The sequence below is a fragment of the Streptomyces sp. HM190 genome (assembly GCF_009857135.1).
Taxonomy (GTDB): Bacteria; Actinomycetota; Actinomycetes; order Streptomycetales; family Streptomycetaceae; genus Streptomyces; species Streptomyces heilongjiangensis.
Genome location: NZ_CP047318.1, coordinates 2,548,713 through 2,563,105 on the forward strand (window position 1 = coordinate 2,548,713; position 14,393 = coordinate 2,563,105).

A 14,393-nucleotide genomic window follows, 5' to 3' on the forward strand; every position below is an offset into this window, starting at 1 on the left:
GACGGCATGATGAGGCGGACCGTCCGCTTCCTCTCGGGCGGTTCGCCGCACCGCGCCCCACGATGCGCCCCACACGCACGGGAGTTACCCCCTTGTCCGAGTTGCCAGGGACCAGTGACATCGGCGTCGCTCTCGTCGGCGCCGGCCCCCGCGGCACCAGCGTCCTGGAACGCCTCTGCGCCTCCGCGCCCGAACTGCTGAGCCCCGGGATCCGGTTGACCGTCCACGTCGTCGACCCGGCCCCGCCGGGTGCGGGCCGGGTGTGGCGCACCGACCAGTCCCCGGAACTGCTGATGAACACCGTGGCCTCGCAGGTCACCCTGTTCACCGACGAGAGCGTGGACTGCTCCGGTCCGATACGCCCGGGGCCGAGCCTGCACGAGTGGGCCGCCGTCCAGGCCGGCCCCGGCGGCCCGCCCGCGCCCGGCCCCGACGACTACCCGACCCGCGCCCAGTACGGCCGTTACCTGGAGTGGGTCTTCGCCGAGGTGGTGCGGGGCGCGCCGCCCGCGGTCCGGATCCGGACGCACCGCACCCGTGCGGTCCGTCTCGACGACGCCCCCGACGGCGGCCAGCGCCTCACCCTCGCCAACGGTCGCGTCCTGACGGACCTCGCCGCCGTGGTCCTCGCCCAGGGCCACCTGCCCACGGTCCCGGACGAGGAGGAGCGCCGTACGACGGCGTACGCCGCCCGGCACGGTCTGCGCCACCTCCCGCCCGCCAACCCGGCCGACCTCGACCTCTCCTGCCTCGCCCCCGGCGAGCCGGTCCTCCTGCGCGGACTCGGCCTCAACTTCTTCGACCACATGGCCCTGCTGACGACGGGCCGGGGCGGCCGCTTCGTGTACGACCGGGAGGAGGGCGAGGACGCGCGGGAGCCGGGCGCCCGGCGGCCCCGGTCGCCGCGCTACCTCCCGTCGGGCCGGGAGCCCCGCCTCTACGCCGGCTCCCGGCGCGGAGTGCCGTACCAGGCGCGCGGCGACAACGCCAAGGGCCCCTACGGCCGGCATCTGCCGCTGGTCCTGACGCCCGAGGTGATCGCCGGCTTCCGCAAGCGCGCCGACTCCGGGGAGGCACCGGACTTCCTCGCCGAGATATGGCCGCTGGTGGCGAAGGAGGTGGAGACGGTCTACTACGAGGCGCTGAGGCGGACCCGCGGCGCACGGGAGACGGGCGACGACACCTTCCGCGAGCGGTTCCTGGCCACCCCGCACCGCAGCCGCCAGGAGGCCGCCGTCCTCGACGCGTTCGGGGTGCCCGAGCGCGACCGCTGGTCCTGGGAGCGTGTCTCGCGACCGCACGCGGGGCTCGTGTTCCCGGATCCGGGGGCGTGGCGGGCCTGGCTGCTCGCCCACCTCCGCGAGGATGCCGCGCGGGCCGCGCTCGGCAACGTGGCGGGCCCGGAGAAGGCGGCCCTGGACGTGCTGCGGGACCTGCGCAACGAGCTGCGGCTGATCGTGGACCACGGGGGGCTGACCGGCGACTCCCGCCGGGAGCACCTGGACCGCTGGTACACCCCCCTGAACGCCTTCCTCTCCATCGGGCCGCCGCGCAGCCGCATCGAGGAGATGGCCGCGCTGATCGAGGCGGGCGTCCTGACGGTCCTCGGCCCCGGCCTGGAGGTGCGGCAGGACGACGGGGCGTGGCTCGCCCGCTCCCCCGCCGTGCCGGGCTCCGAGGTACGGGTCACGACGCTCGTCGAGGCACGGCTGCCCGAACCGGACCTGCGCCGGACCGGCGACGACCTGCTCGCGGGGCTGCTGCGCGAGGGCGCGTGCCGCCCGCACCGGGTGGACGGGCACGAGACGGGCGGACTGGACGTGACCACGCGGCCGTACCACGTGAGGGACCGTCACGGGGTGCCGCACGAGCGGCGGTTCGCCCTGGGGGTGCCGACGGAGGGGGTGCACTGGGTGACCGCAGCGGGAGCCCGCCCTGGCGTGGATTCGGTCACTCTCTCGGACGCGGACGCGGTGGCACGAGCCGTTCTACGCGCGGTAACGGGGGGAAAAACCGACCAAGCGGAGGTAAGGACCTGGCCAGATGTTGAACTTGTAAGCATCGAGGAGCAGTGCATAACTGGAGTGACCCGCCGGTAATCCCGTCCCCACCGGTCCCACGGGACCGGGTGATACCGAAGGAGTCACCCCACATGACCGGACGCCTCAACAGCGCCCAGCCATACGTCCTCGGGTTCTTCCGCATCGTCATCGGACTGCTGTTCACCTGCCACGGCGCCAAGGGCCTCTTCGGCCTCCTCGGCGGCGTCGACGGGCAGGGCGGAACCGTCGCCGCGGGAGTCTGGCCGGGCTGGTACGCGGCCGTCATCGAACTCGTCGGCGGCAGCCTGGTCCTGCTCGGCCTCGGCACCCGCTTCGCCGCGTTCATCGCCTCGGGCGCCATGGCCTACGCGTACTTCAAGGTCCACCAGCCGCAGGCCCTGTGGCCCGTCCAGAACGGCGGCGAGGGCGCGGCCCTCTACTGCTGGGCCATGTTCCTCCTGGTCTTCACCGGCTCCGGCGCGCTCGGCCTGGACAAGTTCATCGCCCGGCACTCGAACGCCCAGAACAGGGAGGCGAGGAAGCGGGAGCCGGTGGCGGCCTGAGCCTCCGGCAGACCGCCGGGCCGCGAGGCCGCCTCGCGGATCTCCGCCGCGGCAGCACCGGGCCGCCGGGGGCGCCACACGCCCCCGGCGGTCGCGCACGTCCTCCCGGCTCCCCACCCCCTCTCCTCCCGGCTCCTCGCGGTCGTACGAACAGCCTCCGACGAACCGTCCGTGACGGACACATGAGCCCCTGTGGGCTCTCTGTCGTACCCGGGGCGTACGCTGTTCGGCTATCACGGGATCACCGTGACGTCGGGGGACAACAGGAGAGTGCTCGGTGCTTGAGAGTCTGGGCTGGCTGACCTCCGGCCCATGGATCTACGCCGTCGTGGCCGCGTCCATCGTGCTGGACGTGTTCCTCCCGGTGCTGCCGAGCGGTGTCCTGGTCGTCGCGGCGGCCACGGCGGCCGCGGCGGAGACGGCGGCGGGCGCGATCCCCCGCGACGTCCCCGACGTGCTCGTCCTGATCCTCGCGGCGGCCACCGCGTCCGTCCTCGGTGACCTCGTGGCGTACCGCCTGGCGTGGGCGGGCAGTGCGCGCCTGGACCGCGCGATCGCCCGTTCCCGGCGCCTGACCACCGCGCAGGAACGTCTCGGCGCGGCGCTCGCCCGGGGCGGTGGCCTGCTGGTCGTCATCGCCCGCTTCGCGCCCGCGGGCCGCTCGGTCGTCTCGCTCGGCGCGGGCGCCGCCCGCCACCGCGCCCGCGACTTCGTCCCCTGGTCCGCGCTGGCGGGCCTGGCGTGGGCCGGCTACAGCGTGGCCCTCGGCTATCTCGGCGCCCACTGGCTGGGCCCCACCTGGCTCGCGACGGCGGTCTCCCTGGCCGCCCTCTTCGGCGCGGGCGCGGCGGCGGCGTACTTCATGCGGCAGCCACGGACCGCCGCCTGAGGACCGCGGGACCCGGGCAGGTCATGGCGCCGTTGGCGCGGGCGCGGGCCCTACCCGGCCCGCCGGGCCGCGCCGCCCCGCACCTCCAGCCCCGCCAGCAGCTCCGCCGTGGCGGCGGCGACGGCCTCCACGGCGTGCTCGAACACCTCGCGGTTGTGGGCGGCGGGCGCGCGGAAACCGGACACCTTGCGGACGTACTGCAGGGCGGCGGCCCGGATGTCGTCCTCGGTGGCCTCCTCGGGGATCGCGGGCGGTCGCAGGGTCTTGATGCTTCGGCACATGAGCCCAGTCTCCCGCGCACACCCCATTCCCACCCCGCTCTCTCGAATCCGAGCGAATTGCAGGACACCGGCACGTTCCTCGGAGGATCCTCACGCCCCGCACGGTCCTCCCCGTCCACTACGAGGGCTGGCGGCGCTTGCGGGAGAACCGTGCGGCGATCGAACGGCACCTGGCCGCGGCCCCGGCCGACGTACGCGACCGCTTCCACTGGCTGCCCCTGGAAACGGCGGCCGACATCAGCGTCCAGTCACCCGTTGGCATGACACCACCCCGAAGCGGAACCGGAAACTCGCGCCACAAAATCGAACAGGCGTAGCATTGCCGTGTGGCTAAGACCTATGACTTCCCCAGTGACCTCCTCGCCGGCCAGGAGGAGCTGCATCAGGTCCGGGCCGAGCTCCTGGCGCTGCTGAAGCGGCTGCCCTGGTCCGTCGAGCCCCTGGACGGTTTCAGCGACGACAAGGGCTGGCGGCAGATCGAGCGCCCCGCCTCCCCCGGCTGGACAGAGGACGAACAGGCCGAGGTCGAGAAGCTCCGCGAACGCGAGCGCGAACTGGCGGTGTTCGTCAGCTGCCACCGCTTCTGGGCGGAGGTGGCCACGGAGGAACGCGTCACGGCCCGCAGTCTGCTGAAACACGCACGCGAGACGGCACAGGAGCCCTCTAAGGACGAGGACTGACGCGGCGCGGTGGTCCGGCACGGGGATGTGGACCCGTGATGCACTCAGGGCATGGGAGAGGCCCCTCGGAGCGTGCTCCGAGGGGCCGTCTCACGGCTGTCGACATGGGTCAGCCGGTCGGTGGGCGCGGACGGTTTCGAACCGCCGACATCCTGCTTGTAAGGCAGGCGCTCTACCCCTGAGCTACGCACCCGAGTACGAGCCGACAGCCTACATTGCCGCGGGCCGTGCCCCGCAAACCGTTAACCGGGGGTTATCCCCACCTCCGATCCGGGAGCGGCCCGGATCCCCCCGCGCCCCCGCGCTCCGTACGGTCGAGGCACGCTCGGCGGACGCCGGCGGACTCAGCAGGGACCGGCCCCAGGGGGAGATCGCCATGGCTCGTGCTGCTCGTGCAGCCGGAAGGACACATACGACACGCACGGCTCGCAGGTCGCGCGCGGGGGCAGTGGCCGTCGCCGGGCTCGCCGTCGTGCTCATGGCGTCCGTGGCCGCGTGCGGGGCGGACGCCGGGGACGACCGGGAGCCGGAGCACCGGGCCTTCGCGCTGGAGGGCCGTACGCTCACCGTCGACTCGGACGACTCGGCGCTGGACCTGGTCGCGGCGGACGTGGACGAGGTGGAGGTGACCCGGTGGTTCGAGGGCCGGGTCGTGGTCGGCGGGGACCCGCGGGTGACGTGGGAGATGAAGGACGACCGGCTGAGGCTCCGGCTGGAGTGCTCCGGCATCGTCGCGGACTGCTCCGCCAGGCACCGGATCGAGGTGCCGCGCGACGTGGCCGTCGTCGTGGAGGACGGGGACGGCAGCGTCCACGCGAAGGGGTTCAGCCGGTCGCTGAGGATCCGCACCACGGACGGCTCGGTGCGGGTCAGCGACAGCAGCGGCCCGCTGGAGATGCACAGCGACGACGGCTCGGTGCACGCGGTCGGCGTCGAGTCCCGCAGCGTCCGGGCCACCAGCGAGGACGGCTCGGTCAAGCTCGAACTCGACGCGGTGCCCGACCTGGTGGAGTCCCGCAGCGACGACGGCTCCATCACCGTAGGGCTGCCCCGCGAGGCCGCGTACCGGGTGACGACCGGGAGCGACGACGGTTCGGTGACCGTGTCCGTGCCCCGTGACTCCGGCAGCTCCCATGTGGTGAGGGCCCACACCGAGGACGGCTCGGTCACCGTGCGGCACACCGGCTGACCGCCCCGCACCGGCCGCCGCCCTCGCTCCGCCCCCTCACCGCGCACACCACCCCCTCCCCCGCGCACAGCACCACCCCGGCCCCGCGCACCGCACCGCACCGCACCGCACCGCACCGCACCGAGCGTCCCGTCCCGTCCCGGTGTTTTCGTCCCCGAACCGATCGGCCCGTGTTTTCCTCCTCGACCGGTGGGAGAATGGCACCGGTCAGGGTGGATGACAGCACGGGAGAGGGATGTGACGGCGACACCAGCAGAGCCGTACACGCCGATTGTGCCCAGCGCACGACAACCCCACAGCCGTGCACCACGACGAGCAGCCGGACCGGCACGTCAGCGGCCCGACCGCAGCTCCTCCCGGCACTCCCCCCAGCGTTCGCCCCGGCCCTTCTCCTGGCCCTCCCCCGATCGCTCCCCCCGGCCCTCCGCCGCCCGCGACGCGCTCCTGCTCCTCGGTCTGCCCCTGCTCGCCGCGCTGGCGCTGCCCGCGGCGTTCGCCGGGGGCGGGACCCGGCGGTGGTTCGGCGGGCGGGCCGAGGGCCAGCGGGCCGAGGCGCAGGCGGCGAAGGACGCGGCGGCGGCCGCGTTCTACGAGCTGGACACCGCACAGCGCGACCTGCGGATCTCGATAGAGACCATCACCGCGGTGGACGACTCCCCCGCCGCCCGCCGGGCCGTCTCCGGCTTCGAGGCGCTGGGCCGGCGGATCGACGAGGTCAGCGGCCGGTACATCGCCGCCGTCGACGCCCATGACCTGGACCGGGACGACCTGGAGGCGTCCGCCGCCGCCCGCGCCCGGACCGAGCTGACCGCCGCCAAGGACGAGCTGGGGCGGGTCAAGCAGGAGCTGGACCGTTTCACCGAGGGACTGGGCCCGCTGCTCGGCAAGGCCGAGACGCAGCTGGCCCGGCTCGCCCCGGCCGTGGAGCGCGCCCGGCAGGGTCTGCTCGCCGCCTCCAACGCCCTGGACGCCGTACGGGAGTCGGGGCTGAAGGCGGACGACCTCGCCGCGCGGCTCGCCGCGCTCGCCCCGGAACTGACCAAGCTCAACCAGGGGGCCGGCCGGCACGGCGTGGCGGAGACGCTGGAGCGCGCCGACCGGGTCGTGCGGGAGGCGGAGACGGTACGGGCGGAGGCCGAGCGGCTGCCGGAGAAGGCCGCGGAGATCGACCACCGGCTGGTGTCGCTGCGGACCCGCGCGGAGGCCCTGGCCACCCGGGCGGGCCAGGTGCCGCAGATACTGAGCGAGCTGCGGCGCAGGTTCGTGGCGGCCTGCTGGCAGGACCTCCAGCAGGTGCCGGACCAGGCCGCGGCCGACGTCGAGCAGGCCCAGCGGACGCTGCGCGAGGCACGGGCCGCGCGTGACGCGCAGCGCTGGCCGGACGCGACGGCGCTGCTGTCGACCGTGCGGGCGCTGCTGAACCGGACCGACGAGGCGGTCTCCGCGGCGGGCGACCGGCTGCGGCGGCTGAACGAGGTGCAGAAGGACCCCCAGCAGGAGATCGACCGCACGCGGTTCGCGATCCGTGACGCGCAGCGGCTCGCCATGGCGGGCCGCTCCACGCCCGACCCCCGGCACGCCCGCCCGCTCGACGACTCCGTGGCCCGGCTGGACCGCGCGGTCGCCACGCTGGAGGGCCGGCACCCCGACTACTGGCACTTCCTGACGGAGACCGAGTCGGTACGGCAGACGGTGTCCCGGGTGGTCGACCAGATCCGCAGGGAACGCGGCGCGGGGGCCTGACGAGCCGGGGCTCCGGTTTGCCCACCGGGGCGCAGCGGCGGATGCTGAAGGGGTAAGCAGGGCCTCCGCTCACGCCTAGGAGGCGGACATGGCCACGCATGCCACGCACTCTCCGCGGGCCAGGGGCAAGCACGCGGGTCCCCGGCGGCGGATCAGGCTCGACGAGCACCTTCCCGTCGACCACCGGCTGAGCCGGGTCTACCGGTTCGGGGCGGGCTTGATGGGCCTGTTCCTGGTGACCTTCGGCATCCTCGGACTCATCGACAGGATCGGCTGGTTCGACACGGGCGGGGACCAGGTCGCCGGGCTGAACACCAACGGCACGCTGAGCGTCCTGTCCATCGCGGTGGGGCTGCTGCTGCTCGTCGGCATGGTGATCGGCGGCAACTTCGCCTCCACGCTGAACATGACGCTGGGCGTCCTGTTCGTCCTGAGCGGCTTCGGCAACCTGGCGCTGCTGGACACCGACTCCAACTTCCTCGCCTTCCGCATCCAGAACGTGCTGTTCAGCTTTGTCGTCGGCATTCTGCTGATGACGTTCGGGATGTACGGCAGGGTCGGCTCGGCGCTGCCGCACGAGAGCCCGTACTGGCGGGCCCGTCATCCGGCCCAGGCCGAGCGGGAGAACCGTATGCGGGCCGAGATCGAGGAGAGCCGGCAGACGCGAGCCGGCGCCCTCACCGAGGACGGAGAGGGCGCCGGCCGAGGCTCCTGAGCGGACCGACGGGAGTCGGCGGCCGCCTCAGGTGCGGTACGCGTAGTAGTTCGCGTTGGGGTACGAGGCGATGATGCTCGCCACCGAACGGCGGTACGTGTCCGCGTCGTGGTACGTCAGGTACGGGACACCGCTGCCGCTGCGGTAGGTCACCATCATCGAGTGATCCTTGGACCCGTCCCGGTTGAAGTCGACCTGGAGGACGTCACCGAGGTCCATCTGGTAGACGTTCGCCAGCGGGGTGGTGCGCTTGGCGGTCTGGGTGAACCAGGACCACTCGTTGACACCGATCCACGCGTCGGCCGTGCCGTTGGAGGCGTAGTACCAGGTGTCGTACTCCTCGGGCGTCACGGTGGAGATCTGCTGCCAGCCACCGGCCAGGAGGCCCTGGCTGAGGTAGTTGGTGCAGTCGCCGCCGAGCGAGTTGTACTTGCGGTACGCCGGGTTGTAGTTCTTCCAGTACTTCTCGGTGTAGGCCACCATCGCCTGGTAGTTGTACTTCCCGCCGTTGATCGTCTTCGGCGCGGACGGGGCGGGCCAGCTGGTGGCCGCCTTGGGCGCCTGGTAGACGGCCATGGGCGTACGGCTCAGCTTGGCGTCCGCCGCCGGGACGGCGGGGTCGTTGATGCGCTGGGCGCCGCCGTCCGTGGACTTCATGGCGGTCAGCTGCCACGTGCCACCGGACGCCGTGTAGGTGAGCTGGTGGTGCGCCTCGAAGCCCGTGGAGGCGGGCTCGTCGCCGCGTATCTTCTTGTACTTCAGGGTCGTCCGCTCGGTGATCTTCACCGTGGCCTTCGTGCCCTTGACCTTGGTGCTGTCGACGGTGACCTGCGTGTCGGCCGAGGTGTAGGCCTCGCCCAGGGCCGCGAGACGCGCCTTGGTGGCGCGCAGGGCGCTCAGCTTGCCGTCCTCGACCTTCTTCTGGGCGCTGGACAGCTTGACACCGCCGGTGGGCTTCAGCGACTTGCGGGCCGCCTTGCTCCCGACCAGCACGGCCGTGCGGTCGGTGAGCACGTTGTCCGCGACCCGGCCGAACGCGTCCTTGGTCGCCTTCGTCACCTTCGGTGTCGACCCGGCGGCCTGCGCGGCGGTCATGGGCAGCAGCGCGGTGGCCAGTACGGCCGCCGCGACGGTCGAGCCTGCGAGGCTCAACGTCCTTGATCTCACTGCATTCTCCTTGCCCCCGAGTTGGTCGTACCCGGGGCCCAAATCTTTACATGACCTCCTCAACCGGAGTAAGGCCGGGGGGAATAACAAGTCGGAGAACGGGAAGGCTACTTGATTACCGTCGCCCAGTCAGGGGACTGACCGGGGTCCAGATTACGCAGGTTCGCCAGGGTCGACGGCTTCTGTACGTCCATCCAGTCGGCCAACTCCTGGAAGGACACGCACTTCACGTCCTTCTTGGTGCAGACGTTCTTGATGATCTCGTCGACGGCGTTCATGTAGATGCCGCCGTTCCACTGCTCGAAGTGGTTGCCTATGAACAGCGGGGCGCGGCTGCCGTAGTAGACGCGGTTGAAGCCGGCCATATAGGTGTCGATGGTCTCCTGCTGCCAGGTCGGGAACATGGCCGGATCACCCTGGGTCTGCCCGTCGGACTGGTTGTAGAGGAAGTTGAAGTCCATCGACAGCGCCTGGTACTCGTCGTTGAAGGGGAGCATCTGCAGCGGGAAGTCCCAGACGCCCTCCTTCTTCGCGGGCCACACCTGGAAGGCGCCCGGCGAGCTGGCGTCGTAGCGGTAGCCGAAGTCCTTGACCGCCTTCAGCAGGTTCTTCTGCCCCTCCAGGCAGGGCGCACGGCCGCCGGTGATGGCCTTGACGTCGAACGGCAGCGGATCCATGTCCGTGTAGCCGGTGTTCGTCTTCCAGTTCTCCAGGAACGAGTTGAACTCCTCGATCTCCTGCTTCCACTCCGCGACGCTCCAGTCGCCGCCGCCCTTGGCCCCGCAGAAGTGGCCGTTGAAGTGGGTGCCTATCTCGTTGCCCTCGCGCCAGGCCTCGCCGAGTTCCTCGATGGTGGTGCGGATGTGGTCGTTCGTGGGGTAGCTGATCGCGGCGGAGCCCTTGTCGTGCTGCGGCGGGTCGTAGAGGTTCTTCTTGTCCTTGGGCAGCAGGTAGATGCCGGTGAGGAAGAACGTCATGTGCGCGTCGTAGCGCTTGGCCATCTGCCGGTAGTGCTCGAAGAGGTTGTCGTCGCCGGCCAGGGCGCCGTCCCAGGAGAACACGACGAACTGCGGGGGCTTCTCGCCCGGCTTGAGCGGTACGGCCTTCAGCTGGCCCTTCTGCGGGCCGGTGTACGACGTGGAGCCGTCCCCGATGACCTTCGTCCTGCCGTCCCACTTCCGCTCGGTGGAGTTCTTGGCGGTGTTGCCCTTGCTGTTCCCGCCGCCGGAGGACGACGCGGTCGGCGCGGTACTGGTCGTGCGGTTCAGCACCATGTAGCCGCCGACGAGGGAGGCGACGACGAGCAGCGCGGCCAGGGTCACGAACTGCGGCCGGGTGGTGCGGCGGGGCTGACGTGCTTTGCGGCGGCGCCCTTTGTGTGACGTGCTGCCAGGCTTCATGTGCGGCTCATTCTGCGAGGGGGGCGGGTCGGGTGCTCGTCGGGCGTCAGCCGACGCTCGTCGCACGGGACCAGATGTCGTAGGGCACGCCGGCTCCGGGGGTTCCGGCGATGCCGTCGAGCGGCAGCGGCTCCAGGCTCTTGGACAGGTCGATCCGGTACACGACGACCGCGGTCGACACCTTCTCCGCCGTGCCGACGTACCAGGCGGCCTTGTCGTCCTGGGTCGTCCCGCCCTTGCCGGCCACCTCGTAGGAGGCGGCGCCGGGCGAGGCGGGGTGGTCGTTGCGGAAGGCGTCCGTGAGCGCCTCGGTGACCTGCCGGGCCACCGCGGCGCCCATCGCCCGCTTCGGCTTGGGTGTGGACATCTGGACCTTGGATCCGTTGTGGGTGATCTTCCGCACCGAGTACGGCTCGGTGTGCCGGCCGTCCGCGGCGAACGTGCTGTAGCCACTGGCCATGCGGATCGCGCTGGGGGTGGCGCTGCCGACGGACAGGGCGGGCACCTGCGCGCCGAAGCTGGACGACAGCAGGCCGGCCGCCTCGGCGGTGGAACGCACCTTGTCCAGTCCGGTGTCCATGCCGAGCTGCATGAACGGTGAGTTCACGGACTTGGCGAGCGCGTCGTGCAGGGTGATCTGGCCGTAGGACCGCTCGCCGTCGTTGCGGGCGCGTACCCGTTTGCCGTTGCGGTCCCAGTAGGGGCCCTCGGGCGTGGTCACGACGACCCCGTCGTCACCGTTGTAGACCGTCTGCGGGGTGACAGGTGTCGGCTGTCCGTCGCGTTCCTTGACGACGCCGTGTTCGAGGGCGGCGGCGTAGACGAACGGCAGGAACGCGGAGCCGGACGGGACGGTGGTCGCGTTGGACTCGTTGTAGCCCTGTCTGCGGTGGTCGGGGCCGCCGTAGACGGCGAGGATCCGTCCGTCGGCGCCGACGGAGGACGCCCCGAAGTGGGCGGACCTGGCCTTCTTGGGGCTGTCCTTCGTGACGCTCTCACGGGCCTTGGTGACGGCGTCGGTCAGCTCGGTCTGCCGCTCGCGGTCGAAGGTCGTGTAGATCTGGTAGCCACCCATGTCGAACTCCTGGTCCGAGATGTTCGCGGCCTTCTTCGCGTACTGGGCGGCCAGCTCCACCAGGTAGTCGCTCTGCTTGCCGGTGTCGTACTGGTTCGACTGCTTCAGCGGCTCGGGGAACTTCTGGTACTTGGCGCGCTCCGCCTTGGAGAGCTTGCCGATGTCGACCATCCGGTCCAGGATCCACCCCCAGCGCTCGACGGCCCGCGCGTGGTTGGAGCGGCTGAGGGAGGGGTCGTACAGTCCGGCGCCCTTGAGGAGGGAGGCGAGCAGGGCCGCCTCGCTCGCGTTCAGCTCGCTGACGTCCTTGCCGTAGTACGCCTGGGCGGCCCGCTGGATGCCGTAGGTGCCGCGGCCGAACCAGCTGGTGTTGAGGTAGCCCTCCAGGATCTCGTCCTTGCTCATCTGGTTGTCGAGCTTGAGGGCGAGCATCGCCTCGTCGAACTTGCGGCCGAGCGAGCGGTCCTGGGTCAGGTAGACGTTCTTGACGTACTGCTGGGTGATCGTCGAGCCACCCTGTGTGTCGCCCTCACCCACGGTGCGCACCAGGGCCCGGGTGATACCGCTGACGGATATGCCGGGGTCGGAGTAGAAGCTCGCGTTCTCCGCCGCGAGGACCGCCCAGCGCACGTCCTCGGGGACGTCCTTCAGCGGCATCGCCTGGCGCCGCACCCAGCCGGTACGGGCCATGGGCGTGCCGTCGGACCAGAAGTACACGTTGTCCTGCTGGGTGGCGAACGTGTTGAGGTCCTCGGGTATGTCCGTGGCGGCGTAGGCGATGGTCAGCAGCATGGTGCTGAACCCCACGGCGAGCCCTCCGGCGCCCAGCGACTGCCGCCAGGACGGCACCCAGCGCCGCCAGTCGGTACGGCCGGGGCGCGGGTACTGCGGACGTATTCGGCGGGCGTACGGGGCCAGGGGGGCGAGGCGCGGGCCCACGGCGGCCAGGAATCTGGCGCGAACCGACGGCCGTGCCGCCTTGCGCCTGTCCCGTCTGCCGCTCGCCGCCGACTGCTCGGGCCGGCTGTCGAGCATGCCCGGTTCGAGCACCCGCAGCTGCATGGTCTCGTCGGCCGGCGGGGGCGGGGCCTTCAGCTCCATGGTCTCGTCGGCCGGCGGGGGCGGGGCCTTCAGCTCCATGGTGAACTCGGACTCCGGGAGGCTCTGCTCCCGCTGCTCGCGTGCCGCTCCCCTGCGGCGGGGCACACGGCCCTCTCCCTCAGTACCGGCCATGGCGCGCTCCGCTGCGGGGACGGCTCTCGTGCTGCGCGGCGGCGATCCGGCGGAACGCGGCAACCTTTCGCCCGCCCACGGCGACATAGCGACCGGGGGACGTGACTCCCGATCGACACAGGACAGCGGTCATGACTGTCCCCCCTCCCACTTGGCATCGCCCGCGTGGACCGTCCCAGCCGCCACTCCCGCGACCGTGAGCCCCCCGGCCCCGGTCCCCCGGCTGCCCGGTCTCCACACAGCGATCACAAATTATCAGTCACTTTCACAACCGCCCCGGTCGGCAGCGTGAATATTTGGCCAGTGTGACTGATCCGTCGAAAACAAGCCCTCCTGACGGCGGTCCGCCGCCGGTTAGCCTGAGCACATGCCTCGCTACGAATACCGCTGCCGCACCTGCGGCGACACCTTCGAACTGAGCCGTCCGATGGCCGAGTCGTCCGCCCCAGCGGACTGCCCCTCGGGCCACCAGGACACCGTCAAGCTCCTGTCGACGGTCGCGGTGGGCGGCTCGGCCTCCGCGTCCGGCCCTGCGCCCCGGGCGGGTGGCGGCGGGGGCGGCGGATGCTGCGGCGGCGGATGCTGCGGTTGACCACACCGGGTTCAACGGCCTCGGGCCCCGGAGCGTTCATCCGCATCTCAGGCTCCCTTCAGCTTCGTTCCCCTAGCCTGCGCCCATGACAGCCATGCAAGCGGAGTCGATGAGCGGCGCACCCCTGTGGATCATAGGACTGATGGATCTGCTGGGGGCACCGGGGGCCGGTCTGGCCGTCGCCCTGGAGAACCTCTTCCCGCCGATCCCCAGCGAGGTCGTCCTCCCCCTCGCCGGCTTCGCCGCGAGCACCGGCCGGATGAACCTCTACGCCGCGCTGCTGTGGACCACGGCGGGCTCCGTCATCGGCGCCCTCGCCCTCTACGGCGTCGGCGCCCTCCTGGGCCGCGACCGCACCCTCGCGATCGCCGCGAAGCTGCCCCTCGTCAAGGTCTCCGACGTGGAGCGGACGGAGGCGTGGTTCCTCCGGCACGGCACCAAGGCCGTCTTCTTCGGCCGGATGATCCCGGTCTTCCGCAGCCTGATCTCGGTGCCCGCGGGCGTCGAGCGCATGCCGCTGCCCGTCTTCACGCTCCTCACCACGCTGGGCAGCGCGATCTGGAACACGCTCTTCGTGCTGGCCGGCTACTTCCTGGGCGCCAACTGGGCGGAGGTGACGGCGGTCGTCTCGACGTACTCGAAGATCGTCCTTGGGGCCGCGGCGCTGGCGGTGGTGGCGTTCGTGATCGTCCGGATCCGCAAGGGACGGGGCAGCCGCCGCGAGGACGCCGCGGGCCGGGCCGCGGACGACCCGCGGCCCGCCGACCGGAGCACCTCCGCCCTCTGACCGGCCCCGGGGGCCCCACCGGCCCCCGGCCCCGCGC

General features: G+C 71.7%; 13 protein-coding genes and 1 tRNA gene. 9 read left to right on the top strand and 5 right to left on the bottom strand.

The window, feature by feature from the left end; all coding sequences use genetic code 11:
• Positions 1–62 precede the first annotated feature (62 nt).
• The 3 genes from GSY65_RS10640 to GSY65_RS10650 all read left to right on the top strand — a co-directional run bounded on the left by GSY65_RS10640 (position 63) and on the right by GSY65_RS10650 (position 3,494).
• Complete coding sequence (locus GSY65_RS10640) at positions 63–2,099, top strand: FAD/NAD(P)-binding protein (protein ID WP_159767099.1); 2,037 nt, start codon at positions 63–65, stop codon at positions 2,097–2,099.
• Between the two features lie 53 nt (positions 2,100–2,152).
• Entirely contained in the window at positions 2,153–2,605 is a 453-nt protein-coding gene (locus GSY65_RS10645; RefSeq protein WP_159767100.1) for a DoxX family protein, read from the top strand.
• A gap of 277 nt (positions 2,606–2,882) precedes the next feature.
• Positions 2,883–3,494, top strand: coding sequence for a DedA family protein (locus tag GSY65_RS10650; protein WP_159767101.1), 612 nt, complete (start codon positions 2,883–2,885; stop codon positions 3,492–3,494).
• Positions 3,495–3,544: 50 nt separating this feature from the next.
• On the opposite strand, the gene GSY65_RS10655 is transcribed toward GSY65_RS10650, so the two are convergent.
• Positions 3,545–3,775 carry a DUF2277 family protein gene (locus GSY65_RS10655; RefSeq protein ID WP_159767102.1) on the bottom strand — a complete coding sequence of 77 codons (231 nt, stop codon included), beginning with the start codon at positions 3,773–3,775 and terminating at the stop codon, positions 3,545–3,547.
• Between the two features lie 326 nt (positions 3,776–4,101).
• On the opposite strand from GSY65_RS10655, the gene GSY65_RS10660 reads away from it, so the two are divergent.
• Complete coding sequence (locus tag GSY65_RS10660; RefSeq protein WP_159767103.1) at positions 4,102–4,455, top strand: hypothetical protein; 354 nt, start codon at positions 4,102–4,104, stop codon at positions 4,453–4,455.
• 121 nt (positions 4,456–4,576) lie between these two features.
• Here GSY65_RS10660 and GSY65_RS10665 read toward each other — a convergent pair.
• Positions 4,577–4,648: transfer RNA gene (locus GSY65_RS10665), tRNA-Val, on the bottom strand.
• Positions 4,649–4,903: 255 nt separating this feature from the next.
• Here GSY65_RS10665 and GSY65_RS10670 point away from each other — a divergent pair.
• The 3 genes from GSY65_RS10670 (at position 4,904) to GSY65_RS10680 (ending at position 8,102) form a co-directional block, all read left to right on the top strand.
• Entirely contained in the window at positions 4,904–5,644 is a 741-nt protein-coding gene (locus GSY65_RS10670; protein ID WP_159767104.1) for a DUF4097 family beta strand repeat-containing protein, read from the top strand.
• A gap of 216 nt (positions 5,645–5,860) precedes the next feature.
• Positions 5,861–7,387 (top strand): hypothetical protein, encoded by a 1,527-nt coding sequence (locus tag GSY65_RS10675; RefSeq protein ID WP_443043206.1) that lies wholly within the window; start codon positions 5,861–5,863, stop codon positions 7,385–7,387.
• Between the two features lie 88 nt (positions 7,388–7,475).
• Entirely contained in the window at positions 7,476–8,102 is a 627-nt protein-coding gene (locus GSY65_RS10680) for a DUF4383 domain-containing protein (RefSeq protein WP_159767106.1), read from the top strand.
• A 27-nt stretch (positions 8,103–8,129) separates the two neighbouring features.
• Here the strand turns inward: GSY65_RS10680 and GSY65_RS10685 are convergent, their stop codons facing one another.
• From GSY65_RS10685 to GSY65_RS10695, 3 genes are all read right to left on the bottom strand, one after another.
• The gene (locus tag GSY65_RS10685) at positions 8,130–9,269 is read right to left on the bottom strand and encodes an amidase domain-containing protein (RefSeq protein WP_159767107.1); all 1,140 of its coding nucleotides are present in this window, start codon (positions 9,267–9,269) and stop codon (positions 8,130–8,132) included.
• Between the two features lie 107 nt (positions 9,270–9,376).
• Positions 9,377–10,669: a hypothetical protein gene (locus GSY65_RS10690; RefSeq protein WP_159767108.1), complete on the bottom strand. Its 1,293-nt coding sequence runs from the start codon at positions 10,667–10,669 to the stop codon at positions 9,377–9,379.
• 46 nt (positions 10,670–10,715) lie between these two features.
• Positions 10,716–12,845, bottom strand: a complete 2,130-nt coding sequence (locus GSY65_RS10695; protein ID WP_159775791.1) for a transglycosylase domain-containing protein — start codon at positions 12,843–12,845, stop codon at positions 10,716–10,718.
• 499 nt (positions 12,846–13,344) lie between these two features.
• Between GSY65_RS10695 and GSY65_RS10700 the strand changes: the two genes are divergently transcribed.
• Both GSY65_RS10700 and GSY65_RS10705 read left to right on the top strand, forming a co-directional pair.
• Positions 13,345–13,569 carry an FmdB family zinc ribbon protein gene (locus GSY65_RS10700; protein ID WP_159767109.1) on the top strand — a complete coding sequence of 75 codons (225 nt, stop codon included), beginning with the start codon at positions 13,345–13,347 and terminating at the stop codon, positions 13,567–13,569.
• 85 nt (positions 13,570–13,654) lie between these two features.
• On the top strand, positions 13,655–14,356 hold the full coding sequence (locus GSY65_RS10705) for a DedA family protein (protein ID WP_159767110.1): 702 nt from the start codon (positions 13,655–13,657) through the stop codon (positions 14,354–14,356).
• Positions 14,357–14,393 lie beyond the last annotated feature (37 nt).